Below are 17,824 nucleotides of genomic sequence, written 5' to 3'. Positions count from 1 at the left end.
ATTAACTAAATAAGGTTCCTTGATTAAACTTAGTGTCTTTTCCTAAATGGTCATATGCTAGAGCAGTTACTACTCTACCACGAGGCGTTCTGTTAATAAATCCTTCCATAATTAAAAAAGGTTCATAAACTTCTTCTATGGTTCCCGAATCTTCTCCTACAGCAGTTGCTATTGTATTCACACCAACAGGACCACCATTAAATTTATCAATCATGGTTAATAAAATCTTATGGTCCATAATATCCAGTCCGTGCTGATCGATATTTAAAGCATTAAGAGCAACCTTACTAATATCAATATTTATGGTTCCATCACCCTTAACCTGGGCAAAATCTCTAACTCTTCTTAAAAGAGCATTAGCTATACGCGGAGTACCTCTGCTACGTCTTGATATTTCATCACAAGCATTCTCATGAATTCTTACTTTTAAAATATCTGCAGACCTTTCAATAATACCAGCAAGAGTTTTAGGGTCGTAATATTCTAAATGACAATTAATACCAAATCGGGCTCTTAAAGGGGCAGTTAATAAGCCGCTTCGTGTAGTGGCACCAATTAAAGTAAAATGATTTAAATCTATTTGTATACTTCTAGCACCGGGTCCTTTATCTATTACTATATCAATCCTGAAATCTTCCATAGCACTATACAGATACTCTTCAACAACAGGACTTAAGCGATGTATTTCATCAATAAATAAAACATCATTTTCTTCGAGACTAGTAAGGATTCCAGCTAAATCGCCTGGTTTATCAAGTACAGGACCACTGGTTAATTTAAACCCAACACCAAGCTGATTTGCAATAATGTTTGATAAAGTAGTTTTACCCAATCCGGGAGGTCCGTGTAACAAAACATGATCTAAAGCCTCACCACGCATTTTAGCAGCCTGAACAAATATTTCGAGATTCTCAACTACTTTATCCTGGCCTTTAAAATCATCGAAACTTAGAGGTCTTAGTTGCTTCTCAATATCTACCTCACCATTATCATATCCTCTAATATCGAAATCCATTAAAACTATTTGATTAGACCTAAATTAGTAATATTGGTAAAAAACTCTTTTAAATCAAAGGGTTTAGCCATATATTCATCCATACCATAAGCAAGACATTTATCACGATCAGCATCATATGTATTGGCTGTTAAACCAATAATTGGCATATGCTTTTTTGTAATTTTTTCCTGATCTCGTATGGCTACAGTAGTTTCCAACCCATCCATGATAGGCATCATTAAATCCATCAGAATTAGATCGTAAGTATTTACTTCCAATTTATCCAAAGCTTCCTGACCATTATTGGCAATATCAATAATAAAGCCATACTTAGATAAATTAAGAAAGATAAGCTTTTGATTGAGTACATTATCTTCAACCAACAATACTGATAAAGGATTTTGAAGCTTTTGCATATTATGGTTTAGGTATTATTAGAGACCGAATTTTTCAGAAATATCCAACATTCTGTTAATCGGTTTTACAGCCTCTACTCTAATATCCTCTGATACTTCAATAGTAGGCCATTCATATTTTAAACAATTATACAACTTTTCTATGGTATTTAGCTTCATATACTCACAATCGTTGCAAGCACATGTAGAATCATTAGGTGGAGCTGGTATAAATTCTTTATCAGGACAAGCCTTTTTCATTTGATGAATAATACCAGATTCAGTTGCAACAATAAATTGTTTTGCCTCTGAATTAATACTGAATTTTAACAGAGCTGCAGTACTTCCAACATAATCTGCCAATATTAGAAGCGGCTTTTTACATTCAGGATGTGCCAATACCAATGCATCAGGAAATTCTTTTTTCAATTCAACTATCTTCTCTACAGAAAACTTTTCATGTACATGACAAGCCCCATTCCATAGAACCATCTCACGTCCTGTTATACCATTTAAATAATTGCCTAAATTTCTATCAGGACCGAAAATTATTTTTTCATCCTTAGGCAGACTATCAACAATACTTTTAGCGTTAGTACTGGTAACAACAATATCGGATAATGCCTTAATTTTAGCGGTTGTATTAACATAGGTAAGAACAGTATGGCCAGGATGGTTCTCAACAAACTCTTTAAAAGCGTCAGGTGGACAACTATCGGCTAAACTACATCCGGCGTTTAAATCAGGTACTAAAACTGTTTTATCAGGAGATAAAATTTTAGCAGTCTCGCCCATAAAGTGAACTCCGGCAAGTACAATTATATCTGCATTGGTTGTAGCAGCTTGTTGAGCCAAAGCTAAACTATCACCAACAAAATCTGCAATATCCTGTAATTCATCCTTTTGATAGTAATGCCCCATTATTATGGCATTCTTTTCTTTCTTTATACGATTGATTTCCTGTATCAAATCAATATTAGTTGGAACCGGTTCGTCCACAAATCCACTTTTCAACCAACTACTCTTTATATTCATATTTTAATAGAATAAATAAATAAAATATAGTGATGATATTATGCTGTTAATTTGGTTAGCAAATATTTCGAAAATTACTTTGAGAATAACTTTTTACCAAAGAAACCATTTTAATTAACCACTTATTAACATTAGTTAATCGTTATAAACGATTGATATTAATTCACTTTTGAATCCTTTCAACAAATCGTTAATAAAGTTCAAATTTAATAATTTCTTTTTTTCAATGTGTGTAAAACGATATTTAAGACCGTTCAAAAGTATCACTTAAAAAATTCCTTTTTAAACACCCACCCTATTACCTAACCTTTGTATGTAAAAAAAAGTTAAAACAATCAAGATATATTTTTAAAAAGTAACTACCGGCTTTTCACAAGTTATTAACAAATATTTATGTGTTTATTCACAAAGAGTGAAATAAGCCGCAAAGCATTGTTATATTTGCAATACAAAATAACGGAACAATGTTTAAATCAATAGCTTTAGCTGCAGATCATGCAGGATTTCCTGTTAAGGAAGTAATAAAAAAATATCTGGTTGAAAAAGGATTAGAAGTAAAAGATTTCGGAACTTATTCTGATGAGAGTACAGATTATGCTGATTATGCTCATCCTATGGCTTCAGCTGTTGAAAATCATGAATTTGAAATTGGAATTTCAGTTTGTGGAAGTGGCAATGGTATTAATATGACTGCTAATAAGCACCAGGGCATTAGAGCAGCATTGTGTTGGAATGCTGAAATTTCTGAATTGGCTCGTCTCCATAACGATGCCAATATTTGTTCAATACCTGGCAGATTTGTTAGTAATGAACAAGCCATTGATATTGTGAATAAGTTCTTGAATACCGGTTTTGAAGGTGGAAGACATCAAAAAAGAATAGATAAAATTCCTTTGTAATTAAATTGACTAATCAGGCTAAAATATTTAAAAAGCAATCAGCTAAGATTGCCAGTGATTTACAACATCGTAAAACTATTAACTTTAATATTTCGAAGTACGATGTAGCTGTTCAGGCAGGAAAATTACGTTTTTCTGATTTTGAATTAGCTAAAGAAATTACTGCAGATATTAAAAATGAAGTGATTAACAGACTTCCCGATTTGCTAATTGAATTTGAAGAGAATGCAAAGAATAATGGAATTGATGTTTATTGGGCTGAAGATGCTAATTCATTGATTGAACAGATTGCTGAAGTTCTAAAAGATGAAGAAACCAAAATGCTTGTTAAAAGTAAATCGATGGTTTCGGAAGAAGTTGAATTAAATGAACATCTGGAAGAAAGAGGAATTGAGTCTGTTGAAACTGACTTAGGAGAATTTATTGTGCAGGTAGCTGGTGAAAAACCTTATCATATTGTTACACCAGCGATGCATAAATCAAAAACCGATGTTGCCCAGTTATTCAATAAACATTTTGGTACTGATCTGAATCTTTCTGCTGAAGAGATGACAGATTTTGTTCGTCATTATCTTCGAAATAAGTTTCTTACAGCTGATGTTGGAATAACTGGAGGTAACTTTATTTGTGCCAAAGAAGGTGCCATTGCTGTTACTGAAAATGAAGGAAATGCATTTTTATCTGCTTCAATGCCTAAAACACATATAGTTATTGTTGGTATTGAAAAAGTTATTCCATCCATAAATGATCTTGCTAAAATGTGGCCTGTTTTGGCTGCTCATGGAACAGGGCAACAGCTAACTGTTTATAGCAATGTATTTTTTGGACCAAAAAAGATAAATGAAACAGATGGTCCTGAAAGAATGGTTGTATTTCTTCTTGATAATAAACGTAGTCAGTTATACAGTGATCCTGAAATTAGACAATCACTTAAATGTATAAGATGTGGTGCCTGTTTAAATTACTGCCCTGTTTATAAAAACATTGGTGGTTATACATATGCTGCGACCTATAGTGGTCCAATAGGTTCTGTTATTTCTCCTCACTTTAAAGATTTTGGAGATTATAATCATCTAAGTTTTGCTTCATCACTTTGTGGTAAATGTGAAGAGGTTTGTCCGGTAAAAATACCATTAACCAAATTACTTTTATACAATAGACAGCAAGCTTCAAAAGGTAGTTTTGTTAATAAATCGATGTATTCAGTTCTATCTGATAGAAAGAAAATGGATTTATTTAGTGGAAGTATAAAAAACTTGATGAAAGAATCATTTCAGCACCAGTTGATAGGTGAAAATAAGGACTTGTCTGACTTTTCTTCAAAAAGTTTTAGTAAGCAGTATAGAAAGAATAAAAAGAGTTAAAGGTTTTATAATGATTTTCTTTATTTTAGCCTTCAAATAAATCAACATGCTATCAAATACTTGTAAATACGCTATTCGTGCAGTTATTTATTTAGCTGTAAACGATGATGAAGGAAAAAAAATAGGAATTAAACAAATATCAAAAGAACTCGATATTCCAACTCCATTTTTGGGAAAGATTCTTCAAAGTTTAGCCAAACAGAAGTTGTTAAAAAGTACCAAAGGACCACATGGTGGGTTTGGTTTAGGACGAAAACCTGGGGAAATTACTCTTTATGATATTGTTTCAATAATTGATGGAGAAGATGTTTTTACAAACTGTTTGATTGGCTTAAAATCATGTAAGAGTAATCATAGTGAAGGAAAAGCTTGTCCTGTACACGATCAGTATCATGATATTCGTAAGCAGATGAAGGACTTTTTTGTGAACGAAAGCATTGAAAAAATCATTACTAATATGAAAGAAAAAGGCGACTATATTAAATTATAGGTTGTCTTTTATTAAAGGGAAAGAGTATCAGATAGCTTATTAATTTGTTATGTCTAAAAATATACACAAAGAAATAAGCTGTTATTACTCCTAAAGTATTAGCAATCATATCCCACCATTCTGCTCCACGATAATTGGTTAATAAAAATTGTGCCATTTCCATGCTGGCTCCCCAAAATAGAGGAATTAAAAGTATTTGAACTATACGTGTAATTTTATGTTTGTGATGAAGGTAGTACTCAAACATAAGAAAAAAAGCCATTGTGAAATACATCAGGAAATGAACAATTTTATCGAAATGTGGAATTGAAAATATTTTTCGAGGCTCTATATCGGATGTATTCATCAAACTTAAGAAGGTAACAACCAACATTATGGTTAATGTTTTGTGGTATTTTATGAATCTTGACATTTTAAATTCTAAATTGTTAATAACTATAACGGAATTGTTTAAAAAGTGTTGATAAACTGTTAATAATGCACTGAAACACAATGTTTCACGTGAAACAATCTTAGACATGGCGGGCATTTACGCACATATTCCTTTTTGCTATACCAGATGTTCATATTGTGATTTTTATAAAACAACAGATCAGAGTTTGAAATCTAGTTTTATAAATGCAATCTGCAAAGAAATATTGTTACAAAAGGATTTTTTTAACATTGATTATATTAAGACTCTTTATTTTGGAGGAGGTACTCCATCAGTTTTAACTTTTACTGAGTGGCAAATCATTTTTGAATATCTCCGAAGTAATTTTGATTTCACTCAAATAGAAGAAATTACTGTTGAAGTAAATCCTGATGATGTGACTCAAGAATACATCAAAGGTTTACATCAATTAGGTGTAAATCGTGTGAGTATGGGAATTCAGAGTTTTCATGATGCCCATTTACGAAAAATGAATCGTAGGCACAATGCTAAACAGGCACATGATGCAATTCGAATTTTAAAAGAATCATCTGTTAATAATGTGAGTATTGATTTGATTTATGGTTTACCATATATGAGCTGGGATGAATGGAATCGGAATATAGATTTAGCTATAGATGCTGATGTTCAACATATATCTGCTTATCATTTAACGTTTGAAAAAGGTACCCCTTATTACGAATTACTGAAAAAAGGAAAATTAAAGGAATTACCGGAAGAAGTAAGTTTTGATCAGTTTGAAATTCTGGTTAAAAAACTTGAAAGTGCAGGATTTGAAAACTATGAGATATCTAATTTTGCTAAACCAGGATTGTATTCAAAACACAATAGCAGTTACTGGACAGGCGAACCTTACCTTGGAATAGGTCCTTCTGCTCACTCATTTGATGGAAAGATTCGTCGTTGGAATGTCAGAGATCTTGTTGGTTACAGTAATAAAGTTACATCAGGAAAAGGCTTTTGGGAAGATGAGATACTCTCTCCTATTGATATATACAACGAAAGAATAATGCTAGGATTGAGAACCTCCAAAGGTTTCGATTATGAGTTTATTAATCAGTTGACCAATTCTGATCTTAAGGTTTTTGCCTTTAGGGAAGTTGAAAAACAGTTAAAATTTGGTAATATAGAAGTTGTAGATGGGTGGTGTAAAGTTACCCGGGATAAGAAATTTATAACTGATCGTATTATTTCTGATTTGTTTTACGTTACAGAAGATTGAATTGCTATTATTGTTTTTCTGTGATTATATTAACGTAATAGGTAGATTATTAAATTAATAATTGATTTTAGTTATTTAATATTTATTAGATTTAAATGAATTGATTATATCAAACCTAAAAAGAAATGGAAAATAAATCAGGTATTATTGCAACTTATACATCTATTATTTTGAATATTGGCTTATTTGCTATCAAGTTTTGGGCTGGTGTTGTAAGCGGATCTGTTGCTATTATAGCTGATGCCTGGCATACTTTAAGTGATAGTATATCTTCAGTTGCGGTTTTAGTAGGTTTAAAAATTTCGGCTATGCCAGCTGATGATGAGCATCCATACGGACATGGACGAGCTGAAATTATAGCTTCATTGGTGGTTGGGATTTTATTGGCTGTAATAGGTTTTAATTTTCTGATGGAATCTATTGTAAAACTTAGAAGTCACGAAGAAGTGGTTTTTGGCAAATTAGCCATGATTGTAACCATTATATCAGTTGTTGTTAAAGAATTGATGGCACAATATTCAATAATTATTGGAAGAAAAACCAAATCTAGATCAATGATAGCTGATGGTTGGCACCATCGATCCGATGCTATTTCTTCAGCCATTATATTAATAGGTATCTTTTTAGGTGATTATTACTGGTGGATTGATGGAGTTCTGGGTATTTGTGTATCAATTCTATTATTCCATACTACCTATACTATTCTAAAGGATAATATCAGCCATTTATTAGGTGAGTCTATTGATGAAGTTTTACAGAAGGAAATTATTGAACTTTCCGGTCAGGTATGTGATTATGATATTCGTCCGCATCATTTTTTGATTCATCATTATGGTAATCACACAGAAATGACAGTTCATATTCGATTACCAGGAACTTTAAGTCTGGATGAAGCTCATGAAATTGGAACTAAGTATGAGATTTTAATTAAACAAAATCATGATATTCAAGCTACTGTGCATATAGATGCGTTGTAATATTTGATTATAATCTGTGTAAAGTAAATTTAATAAAACAAAAAAGGGCAAATTAATTGCCCTTTAGTATCTTATAATTTATGTGTTTAGTAGTTTAATGTCGATCCTGTAATAGCAATAAATATATCCAGTTCACGCAGTTTATCCTGTATTTTCAGAAGCTCTGAAATTTTAATTAAACCTATTTTGTAACTATTTTCTGGACCACGGTATTCTTCATTTATTTGCTCAAAATTAAAGTGTTTGAGTACACTCTCATCTTTAAAGCGAACATATAACTCAATAGCCTTATCTTTATTATAAGTAAAGCCTCCGGAATAATTTAATTTTTTGTATTCGTAAGAGTAATTATGAGCCAAAGCGGTAATATCAGATAAAACCGCTGATCCTGTTGGATGTGCTCCTGCCCCTTTTCCAAACATAAACTGTTTGTCGTAAGCTAAGCCTTTAATTACTACTCCATTGAATTCATCTTCAACACTATAGATGTATTTATCTTTACCCAGAAAACGTGGTAGAACAAATAAACTGATGTTTTTATCTTCAAGTCGTTCAACCTGAGCAACCAGTTTTATTTTCTGACCTTTTTCGCGGGCATATTTAATATCGAAATCAGAGATATTTGATATACCATAAGTTAAAACATCTTTTGGATCAATTACGGTTCCAAAACTATGAAGAGTAAGAATGATTAATTTAAAAAGTGAATCATAACCTTCTACATCAAATGAAGGATCACTCTCGGCAAAACCCAGATCCTGAGCATCTTTTAATGCTGTAGTATACGATTGGTTGTGGTCAAAAATTTTAGAAAGAATGTAGTTGGATGAACCATTTAATATACCTGTAACGGATAATAATAAATCGTTGTCGTAATACTCTTCTAAATTTCTGATAACAGGTATACTTCCACATGCCGACGCTTCGTATAACAATGACACATTGTTCTCTTTTTGTAGTTGAAGCATTTCACTCAGATTTTCAGCAAGCATTTTTTTATTGGCCGAAACGACGTTTTTACCTTTTTGAAGTGCTTTTTTAACAATCGCATATGCCTGATCGGCATTATCAATTAATTCAACTACTGTATTTATTTCAGGATCTTCTAATATCTGATCAGGATCGTAGCAGAAATGATCTTCAGAGATGGAACGAGGCTTTTTATTTTTAACACATATCTTGGTTATTTTAGCATCAAAAGAGGGACTGGTTTTTAAAACTTCATACAGTCCTTCTCCTACAACACCAAAACCAAACAATCCGATATTTAGTTTCTGTTTCATTATAATGTTTCAATTTGTCTGCAAAAATAAAGTTAATCAACAGAAAGTTTCAAATGATTGAAAAATGAAATCACAGATTTTACCAAAATTGCAAGTTGTGTTTCTAATGTAATTTGAATACTCTTCACTCAGTAAATTCTGTGATTGCTAATGTTATAATTTATCGAATGCTTGTTGTATATCAGCCTTTATATCATCGATATGTTCAATACCAACCGAAAGACGCAATAGACCAGGTTCAACACCAGAAGCTTTTTGTTCTTCAAGAGATAACTGTTCGTGCGTAGTTGAGCTTGGATGAATAATTAATGATTTAGCATCACCAATATTGGCCAGGTGACTAATTAAATTCAAATTCTGAATGAAATTATCGGCATTGGTTGTTGCACCTTTAATCTTGAAACTCATTACTCCACCAAAACCTTTTTTTAAGTATTTTTTAGCCAGTTCATGATAAGGACTTGATTCCAAACCAGGATAGCTTACATACTCAACCTTATCGTGACTCTCAAGCCATTTTGCTATTTCCTGTGCATTTTCTACATGGCGATCGACACGTAATGATAAAGTTTCCAACCCTTGAATCAATAGGAATGAGTTAAAAGGGCTTAAGGCAGATCCATAATCACGTAAACCTTCAACCCTTGCCCTGATAGCGAATGCAATATTACCAAACGGACTTCCTTCTCCAAATACTTCCCAAAATTTCAATCCATGATATCCTTCTGACGGTTCTGTAAATAATGGAAATTTACCATTACCCCAATTGAAATTACCACCGTCAACAATTACACCACCAATAGAAGTTCCATGGCCTCCAATCCACTTAGTTGCTGATTCTACAACAACGTTAGCACCATGTTCCAGTGGTCGGAATAGATACCCGCCAGCACCGAATGTATTATCTACAATTAATGGAATATTGTGCTTCTTTGCGATAGCTGCTATAGCTTCAAAATCAGGAATATTAAAACGTGGATTTCCAATTGTTTCGATGTAAATAGCTTTGGTTCCTTCATCAATAGCATCTTCAAATAAAGATGGATCATCACCTTCAACAAACTTAACTTTTATGCCCAAACGTTTAAATTGTACCTTAAATTGGTTGTATGTACCACCATACAAGTATGATGTAGATACAAAATTATCACCTGCCTCCAAAAAGTTTGTTAAAGCAATAAACTGAGCTGCCTGACCTGATGATACTGCTACAGCTGCAACTCCACCTTCTAAGGCAGCCATACGTTTCTCAAAAACATCAGTGGTTGGATTCATAATTCGGGTATAGATGTTTCCGAATTCTTTTAACCCGAATAAGTTGGCTGCATGTTCAGAATCTTTAAACAGATATGAACTGGTTTGGTAAATTGGTACCGCTCTCGAGAGTGTAGTTTGATCAACGTCGTGTCCGGCGTGTAATTGCAGTGTTTCAAATTGAAAATCAGACATAGTATTTAATTTTTATGGTTAATATTCCACGTTTAACTTCCGGAGCTTTCGCACCGGTCTGTTTAGTATGTCTTTTTTGATTTTCAGATACGATGCGTTGTGACAATTACATTGTCATCATCATACACATCATTGTTGTACATGAAGCACATATTGGTGATGTAAGTTCACCAATCCGGATAGTTTCTATATGATTATTTAATAATTTCATATGCAAAGCAAATAAAGACATTTTAGTATTAAAAAAAAATAAATCAGGTAAAATTTAGCATTTAAAATATATAGGATATTTTTTAATGATATCCGTAAATATCACTAATGTAATACTTTAGGTATTTATGTAAATATTAAATCAACAAAATTTTAAAATTAAAGCAACCTTTTAAAAAAAGACTCGTCTAACCTTATTAACTGGAAACATTTCAATTTTTGTTAATCAAAATGATTTAGAATAATCGTTTTAAAATCATCGTGTTATGAAGATGGCAATTTTACAATTACAAAAAAACCTTAAAAGCATTGGTATTCCTGAACGATTTCTGATTCTTCAAATTTTTATCCTTTCTCTGATAATTGTTTTGGTTGTATTTTAATTGTCTTCTTTATTAAAATTTCCTTCTTTTTCTAATCAGATTAATTATACATAATCTGTCCTTTAAGCTATTTTCCAGAAAATTGTGTTAATTCATTTGAATATTTAAGCTAATAAGTTGAAAAATTGGCATATTTGAATCTGAATTTTAAATTTTAAGAATAGCTACTACAATTAACATGAATTATTCACTTTTTGATTTATTAACTCTAGTAGGTTCATTGGGTTTATTCCTGTATGGAATGAAGATGATGAGTGAGGCTCTCCAAAAAGTTGCGGGATCTCGAATGCGAAAAATCTTGTCTGCAATGACATCTAACAGGTTTTTAGGTGTTCTAACAGGATTTTTAGTAACAACCATCATTCAATCTTCATCAGCAACAACTGTAATGTTGGTTAGTTTTGTTAATGCCGGTTTGATGTCACTTGTAGAATCAATTGGCGTTATTATGGGAGCTAACATTGGTACAACTGTTACTGGATGGATTATTACTTTATTTGGATTTAAGGTAAAAATTAGTGCATATGCACTGCCAATGATAGGTATTGGCCTTCCATTGATATTTTCAAAAAATGCCTCACGAAGATCATGGGGTGAATTTTTGGTTGGATTTGCATTACTTTTCTTAGGTTTAGAATACCTAAAGGATTCTGTTCCAAATATTAAGGAAAATCCTGAAGTTCTGAGTTTCGTTCAAAATTACACTAATCTTGGTTTTGGTTCGACACTTATATTTTTATTTATAGGTACCGTACTTACCATTGTTATACAATCATCGAGTGCTACCATGGCCTTAACTTTTGTAATGTGTACACAGGGATGGATCCCATTTCATTTAGCAGCAGCTATGGTAATGGGCGAAAACATAGGAACCACTATTACAGCCAATCTCGCGGCGGCTGTGGCAAATGTATCTGCAAAGCGTGCTGCTCGGGTTCATTTATTATTCAATCTTTTGGGTGTAATCTGGATGTTGTTGATCTTTAAAACTTTTGTTGGAGGTATTGACTATTTTATGACACAAAAGTTCGGTGCTTCACCTAACGAATCAGTTACTGCCATTCCAACAGCTTTATCTATTTTTCATACTTCCTTTAACGTTATAAATGTTCTGATTTTTATTTGGTTTGTACCATTGTTTCAAAATGCAGTAGTCAGATTAGTACCAGCTACTGAAAATGAAGATGAAGAATTTAGATTAAAGTTCATTACTACAGGAATGTTATCTACATCTGAATTATCGGTGATACAAGCGAGGAAGGAAATACATTGGTTTGGTCAGCTAACTCAAAAGATGTTTGAGATGGTTAAAAAGCTTGCTGTAACTGATAAAGATGTAAAGTTTACCAAAAAATTTGCCCGTATTGAGAAGTATGAGGGTATTTCAGATAATGTTGAAGTTGAAATTGCTAATTACCTTGCTCAGGTTAATCAGGGAAGATTAAGTGATTTGGGAAGAAAGCGCGTAAGGGCAATGTTTAAGGTAGTTAATGATCTTGAAAGTATAGCTGACAGTAATTATAATTTAGCACGAACAATGGTTCGTATGCGCAACTCAAACATCAAGTTTTCGGATGAAATAATGAAGAAGCTGGAGTTGATGTTTAGCCTTGTTGATGAAGCCATTGTATTAATGATCCATAATTTAGAAGACAGCTCTGAAACTGTCAATTTAGAAAAAGCTAAATTATTGGAAATGGAAATTAACAGTTATCGAAATCAATTAAAAGTTGAACACTTAGACAATATTAAAAACGAAGTTTATACTTATGAGGCAGGTATAATCTTTAATGATTTATTCTCGGAGTGTGAAAAAATAGGTGACTTCATAATTAATGTAACTGAAGCATTGGCTGAAGTAAATCCGCAGTAATTTTATCTGATTATATTTTCAAGCCGCAGTTTTACTGCGGCTTTTTTAATGTTTCAGGTCTACTTATTCGATTACAAAACGTGCCTGTATTTCTGCTTCCAGATTCAATTTTTGAAATTCTACATCAGGTATATATTGATCCGATGCAGCAGAACTGAGTTTCATAATAGTATTCGAAGCCATAGTTCGAGGTTGATATATATTCCGGCTTATTTCCTGAATATACAGAGCCTTTCCTGCTTTCTGACCAATTGCTTCCATTAATATTTCAGCCTTGCTTTTTGCGGCTCTAATAGCCAATATTTTCACTTCTTTTCTATATTCCTCTATCTTTGTATGATCAAGTTTTGTAACTGAAATATTAGAGATATCTATTTTTTCAAGTTCTATGAATATTTCAGCAACCATTTTACCGCTATGAACCAGTATTTCATATTGTTTTGAGGTATTAATATTGGTGCGTTTGATCCAATGTTCCTGAAACTTACTTGTGTAATCAATTACAGCGACATCTTTTTTGGTGTCAACTCCAATACCCGCCAGGGCCTTCATCATTTTTTGCTCTTGTTGTTCTAATGTAGCCTTAGTCTTTGAATCTTTTTCATCAATCACTACTTTAAGGTAAATCATGTCTGGAACAATTTCTAATTCAGCTTTACCACTTACCTCAATATAGGGCTGATCAATAAAATTTTTGCTTGTTTGTGCACTGATTGTCAGTGTTACGAACAGCAGGATATTAAGAATTAGGGATTTCTTCATCATTACGTTGAATTAAGATTAGATTAATAGATTGTAACAAATTTAAATATTGATGAAGTTACTTAGTAGCATTGAATATAACAATACTACCTTTACCCTGATGAGCATAACCTTGTGATAATTCGGTTAGAATATGATCATTCTTTATGATTGTATATTCAGACAATTCAACTTTTAATTTTTCTGAAGTCAATAACCAATCTTCTTTTTTAGGTCCTCCACTTGAGTAATTCAGTTGATCGGTATGAAAGCCGATGATAAACAAATTTCCTCTGTCAGTTAATGTTTTATGAAGATTTTGCAGCATTGGATACAAACCTTCAGAAGGCATATGTAAAAATATAAGGGCAATACAATCAAAGGTATTTTCGGGTGCATCATATTCTGTAACGTCCTGAATTATATAGTTTACTTCAACATTGTGTTTGTTGGCTAGCTGAAGGGCCTTTTTTTTTCCTTCTTCACTAAAATCCACAGCTGTCACTTCCCATCCTAAACTTGCTGCATAAACTGCATTTCTTCCTTCACCCTCACCCAATAATAAAATTTTCCCGGGTTTTTGCTGATTAATAAATTCCTTGAATTCCCGATTTGGTTCTATTCCATATGCGTATTCAGGATTTTTGAAGCGGTCGTCCCACATTTCTTTCATTTGTATTATTTTGATGGTTTATTGATATTCAACAATGGAATAAGCTAAGAGTTTTTCTTTTGTTAGGAAAGAGATATAAAAAAATCCGAACCAAAATTAATTAGTCCGGATTTTTGAAAAAAGTATTCAATCGTCATTATTCTGTAGGCTGTTTTGCCAACTGCACTTCTAATTTAATATTTTGAGTTTTTGATTGCGAGTTGTTGTTCATATCAGGTGGTCCACCTTGACCTTCACCATTCATTCCACCTCCAGGCATACCTCCACCAGGAGGCGGACCTCCTTGCCCCGGAGGTCCCTGCATGCCCCCATTATCATGCATACCACCTTCGGGAGGTGGTCCAGGTCTGTTATTATCACCCGATCCTAATGAAAGAATGATGTTATATATTGAATTATTTTCAAGTATGTTATCAGTGTATGGATTAATACTTTTGTATGGAATGAAAATCTCGCAAAATAATTGTTCGTTTTCCATATCAAAATAATGTGATGCTTTTATATCGGTTACTTCTTCCATAGCTAAAACAACCTCTTTATTATAGCCGGAAAGTCCTTTTAATGAAATACTGACTTGTTGCATTGGCATTTCATCCATTTTTGGCATCTCATTGTCTTGTGGGTTAAATTCAGCTTGTTCTTCGCCATTTAACGGACGCATTGGTCTGCCACCACCAACAGGATACTTTAAAGTATGTGATGATTTTTTTGATGAAGCGGCATTAAGTTCAATGGTAATTCCATTTTGATTAAACTGATTGATTTTACTCATTTCATTAATTCGAAAGGCAAAAAAGATACCTTCGTAATTATTCGTAATCTCGTAGTTAAGCTTTGTATTTGAATCAAATAATCGAAGTGGAATGTTCCAGTCTGAAGGATCTCCATCTACAGTGATTTTTGAGGATTGCCATTTGGTTTCAACATGTACTTTTTTAGAACACGATACATTTGAAACAAACGCTAATAACAATATTGTCTGCGTAATAATTTTCATGATGAAATGAAGTAATATTTAATCTATGAGTAAAACTACTTCATCATAATTTCTAAAAATAAAAAATTAAACGTATAAGCGGTTTTTCGCAACAAAAGGATGGTGTCTTTCAATAAAATGAAAACCAATTATACCAAAAGGGCGAAGAAGAAACTACCGATGGTTAAGTATATAAACATACCAATGATGTCGTTCATTGTAGTAACGAAGGGACCTGTTGCAACAGCAGGATCAATTTTCATACGATTTAAAAGTAAAGGAACAAAGGTTCCGAATAAGCTGGCAAACACAACAACCGAAAACATTGCTGCTGTTACTGTTAAGGTAAGTGCTATATCTTCGCTTGCAACTTTATTATAAGTAAAAATGAGTATTGATAAAATGGTGGCGTTTAAAAGGGCTATTAAAATCTCTTTTAATAGTTTACCTCCAGTTGATTCCAGACCTATACTTCCGGATGCTAAGGATTGAACTACAATAGCTGATGATTGCATCCCTACGTTTCCTCCCATAGCCGCAATTAATCCCATAAAAAAGGATAACTGAGGATGATCATCGATGATGCTTTCAAAACCTCCAATAACTCTGGATCCCAGAATTCCCCCTAATAAACCTATTAATAACCAAGGAATGCGGGCACGGGTATGCCGAATTACATTATCCGAAGCTTCTACATCGTTTGTCAAACCCGAGGCTAACTGGTAGTCTTTTTCAGCTTCTTCACGAATTACATCTACCACGTCATCGATGGTGATTCGTCCAACCAGTCTTCCGATGGAATCAATTACCGGAAGAGCTACCAGACCATATTTATCCATAATGTAACTTACATCTTCTGCATCAACATCAACCTTAACAGAAATAACATCAGAATTATAAATTTCGCTCACAATGGAATCAACAGGACTTAACAGCATCCGTTTTAGTGAAAGAGTACCTTTTAGAATTCCATCGTTATCAACTACATATACATAGTAAATTTCGTCAACTTCTTCAGCCTGGCGACGCATACTGCGTAAACACGTTGGAATATTCCAGTTTTCTTTAACCTTGATAAGCTCCTTGGCCATCAAACCACCGGCAGTATTCTCATCGTAATTTAACAGATCGGCAATATCACCGGCTGTAGTAATGTCCTCAAGGTGTGAAAGTACTTCCTGCTGGCGTTCATCGTCCATTTCTCCAATGATGTCGGCGGCATCATCAGAATCCATGTTATCGATAAAACGTTTTGCAATTACCTCACTTGGCAAACTGTCGAGAAATCGTCGTCGATCGTCTTCTTCAAGCTCCGTTAGAACATCGGCAGCTTTATCATCATCCATCAGGAAGTAAAGAAATTTTGCTTCCTCAATGGTTAATTCTTCATAAATTTCAGCAATATCTGCAGGGTGAAGATCGGATACAAGCGAGTTTATAGCATCCTCATCTTTTGCAGAAATAAGTTCCTGTAAGCGATCTATATACTCTCTGGTTAATTCGAAATTCGCCATAATAATACTGCTTTTACATATTCAAAATCAGCGGATAGGATTTGCCTCCACCATTTTTGTTAATTCTATAAAGTCCTGAACGCTCATTTGTTCAGGTCTACGGGTTAAATAGTCATGATCGCTGATTGCTTCCTTATTGAATTCAATTGCTTTTAAGGAATTGCGAATAGCTTTTCGTCGCTGATTAAAGATTGCTTTAACCACCTTAACAAATAATTTTTCATCACAACCCAGCGATTCAACATCATTTCTTACAAGTCGGATTACACCTGATTTTACTTTCGGAGGCGGATCAAATACATGTTCATCAACTGTAAACAGGTATTCGATGTTGAAAAAAGCCTGCAATAAAACACTTAAAACACCATATGTTTTTGATCCCGGACCAGCAGCCAAACGTTCTGCTACTTCTTTTTGAAGCATTCCAACCACCTCAGGTATTTGATTTCGATATTCAAAAACTCTAAAAAAGATGGGTCCTGAAATATTGTAAGGAAAGTTTCCAATTAAGGCAAAAGGCTCTGTAAAAAACTCTTTTAAATCAATCTTCAGGAAGTCTTTAAAAAAGATACGACCTTCTAATTCAAAATAATGTGCTTTAAGGTAATCAACTGATTCAATATCAAGCTCAACCAACTTTAAATCAATATCTTTTCTTTTGACCAGATATTGGGTAAGAACACCTGTTCCGGGACCCAGTTCCAACACTCTTTTTTGCGATGCAGACAGGCTGTCAACAATACGTTGTGCAATATCGAGATCACGGAGGAAATGTTGTCCAAGATGTTTTTTAGCTCTTACCATTTTTGAAACTGTAAAGTAGGTTTACTTGAAAAAGCATTTTTGTCGACAAAACATTATTGTATATCTTTCGACGCTTTTTAACGGATGCAAAGGTATATTTTTAATA

17 protein-coding genes are annotated in these 17,824 nt (G+C 33.3%); 6 read left to right on the top strand and 11 right to left on the bottom strand.

Annotated features, from left to right (window positions below):
- Window position 1: 1 nt before the first annotated feature.
- Genes ruvB through nadA form a run of 3 tightly spaced genes read right to left on the bottom strand, consistent with a single transcriptional unit; the run spans window position 2 to window position 2,427 of the window.
- Window positions 2-1,015: a Holliday junction branch migration DNA helicase RuvB gene (ruvB, locus tag ACRD62_RS00375; protein WP_430818136.1), complete on the bottom strand. Its 1,014-nt coding sequence runs from the start codon at window positions 1,013-1,015 to the stop codon at window positions 2-4.
- 5 nt (window positions 1,016-1,020) lie between these two features.
- Window positions 1,021-1,413 (bottom strand): response regulator, encoded by a 393-nt coding sequence (locus tag ACRD62_RS00370; RefSeq protein WP_430818135.1) that lies wholly within the window; start codon window positions 1,411-1,413, stop codon window positions 1,021-1,023.
- A gap of 18 nt (window positions 1,414-1,431) precedes the next feature.
- Complete coding sequence (gene nadA / locus ACRD62_RS00365) at window positions 1,432-2,427, bottom strand: quinolinate synthase NadA (protein WP_430818134.1); 996 nt, start codon at window positions 2,425-2,427, stop codon at window positions 1,432-1,434.
- 464 nt (window positions 2,428-2,891) lie between these two features.
- On the opposite strand from nadA, the gene rpiB reads away from it, so the two are divergent.
- The 3 genes from rpiB to ACRD62_RS00350 are packed head-to-tail and all read left to right on the top strand — an operon-like array spanning window position 2,892 to window position 5,180.
- A complete protein-coding gene (gene rpiB, locus ACRD62_RS00360; protein ID WP_430818133.1) occupies window positions 2,892-3,326 on the top strand; it encodes a ribose 5-phosphate isomerase B in 435 nt (144 codons plus the stop codon).
- 5 nt (window positions 3,327-3,331) lie between these two features.
- Window positions 3,332-4,690 (top strand): lactate utilization protein B, encoded by a 1,359-nt coding sequence (locus ACRD62_RS00355; protein ID WP_430818132.1) that lies wholly within the window; start codon window positions 3,332-3,334, stop codon window positions 4,688-4,690.
- Between the two features lie 46 nt (window positions 4,691-4,736).
- Window positions 4,737-5,180 carry an RrF2 family transcriptional regulator gene (locus ACRD62_RS00350; RefSeq protein ID WP_430818131.1) on the top strand — a complete coding sequence of 148 codons (444 nt, stop codon included), beginning with the start codon at window positions 4,737-4,739 and terminating at the stop codon, window positions 5,178-5,180.
- On the opposite strand, the gene ACRD62_RS00345 is transcribed toward ACRD62_RS00350, so the two are convergent.
- Window positions 5,170-5,592, bottom strand: coding sequence for a VanZ family protein (locus tag ACRD62_RS00345; protein ID WP_430818130.1), 423 nt, complete (start codon window positions 5,590-5,592; stop codon window positions 5,170-5,172). The two genes, ACRD62_RS00350 and ACRD62_RS00345, sit on opposite strands and share 11 nt — an antisense overlap.
- A gap of 106 nt (window positions 5,593-5,698) precedes the next feature.
- Between ACRD62_RS00345 and hemW the strand changes: the two genes are divergently transcribed.
- Window positions 5,699-6,835 (top strand): radical SAM family heme chaperone HemW, encoded by a 1,137-nt coding sequence (gene hemW, locus ACRD62_RS00340; protein ID WP_430818129.1) that lies wholly within the window; start codon window positions 5,699-5,701, stop codon window positions 6,833-6,835.
- A gap of 125 nt (window positions 6,836-6,960) precedes the next feature.
- Window positions 6,961-7,812, top strand: a complete 852-nt coding sequence (locus tag ACRD62_RS00335) for a cation diffusion facilitator family transporter (RefSeq protein ID WP_430818128.1) — start codon at window positions 6,961-6,963, stop codon at window positions 7,810-7,812.
- Between the two features lie 86 nt (window positions 7,813-7,898).
- Here the strand turns inward: ACRD62_RS00335 and ACRD62_RS00330 are convergent, their stop codons facing one another.
- Both ACRD62_RS00330 and ACRD62_RS00325 read right to left on the bottom strand, forming a co-directional pair.
- The gene (locus ACRD62_RS00330; RefSeq protein ID WP_430818127.1) at window positions 7,899-9,095 is read right to left on the bottom strand and encodes a homoserine dehydrogenase; all 1,197 of its coding nucleotides are present in this window, start codon (window positions 9,093-9,095) and stop codon (window positions 7,899-7,901) included.
- 153 nt (window positions 9,096-9,248) lie between these two features.
- Window positions 9,249-10,544, bottom strand: a complete 1,296-nt coding sequence (locus ACRD62_RS00325; protein WP_430818126.1) for an O-acetylhomoserine aminocarboxypropyltransferase/cysteine synthase family protein — start codon at window positions 10,542-10,544, stop codon at window positions 9,249-9,251.
- Window positions 10,545-11,315: 771 nt separating this feature from the next.
- On the opposite strand from ACRD62_RS00325, the gene ACRD62_RS00320 reads away from it, so the two are divergent.
- Window positions 11,316-13,010, top strand: a complete 1,695-nt coding sequence (locus tag ACRD62_RS00320; RefSeq protein ID WP_430818125.1) for a Na/Pi cotransporter family protein — start codon at window positions 11,316-11,318, stop codon at window positions 13,008-13,010.
- A 63-nt stretch (window positions 13,011-13,073) separates the two neighbouring features.
- Here ACRD62_RS00320 and ACRD62_RS00315 read toward each other — a convergent pair whose 3' ends face one another.
- The 5 genes from ACRD62_RS00315 to rsmA form a co-directional block, all read right to left on the bottom strand.
- Complete coding sequence (locus ACRD62_RS00315) at window positions 13,074-13,775, bottom strand: SIMPL domain-containing protein (protein WP_430818124.1); 702 nt, start codon at window positions 13,773-13,775, stop codon at window positions 13,074-13,076.
- Window positions 13,776-13,830: 55 nt separating this feature from the next.
- Window positions 13,831-14,424, bottom strand: coding sequence for a class I SAM-dependent methyltransferase (locus tag ACRD62_RS00310; RefSeq protein WP_430818123.1), 594 nt, complete (start codon window positions 14,422-14,424; stop codon window positions 13,831-13,833).
- 136 nt (window positions 14,425-14,560) lie between these two features.
- Entirely contained in the window at window positions 14,561-15,421 is an 861-nt protein-coding gene (locus ACRD62_RS00305; protein ID WP_430818122.1) for a hypothetical protein, read from the bottom strand.
- A gap of 128 nt (window positions 15,422-15,549) precedes the next feature.
- Window positions 15,550-16,914 (bottom strand): magnesium transporter, encoded by a 1,365-nt coding sequence (gene mgtE, locus ACRD62_RS00300; RefSeq protein WP_430818121.1) that lies wholly within the window; start codon window positions 16,912-16,914, stop codon window positions 15,550-15,552.
- Between the two features lie 27 nt (window positions 16,915-16,941).
- The gene (rsmA, locus tag ACRD62_RS00295; RefSeq protein ID WP_430818120.1) at window positions 16,942-17,718 is read right to left on the bottom strand and encodes a 16S rRNA (adenine(1518)-N(6)/adenine(1519)-N(6))-dimethyltransferase RsmA; all 777 of its coding nucleotides are present in this window, start codon (window positions 17,716-17,718) and stop codon (window positions 16,942-16,944) included.
- Window positions 17,719-17,824: the final 106 nt, after the last annotated feature.

The sequence above is a fragment of the Carboxylicivirga caseinilyticus genome, assembly GCF_050589785.1.
Taxonomy (GTDB): Bacteria; Bacteroidota; Bacteroidia; order Bacteroidales; family Marinilabiliaceae; genus Carboxylicivirga; species Carboxylicivirga caseinilyticus.
The sequence above is the reverse complement of the archived record's forward strand: the minus strand, read 5'-3'. Positions and strand labels throughout refer to the sequence as shown.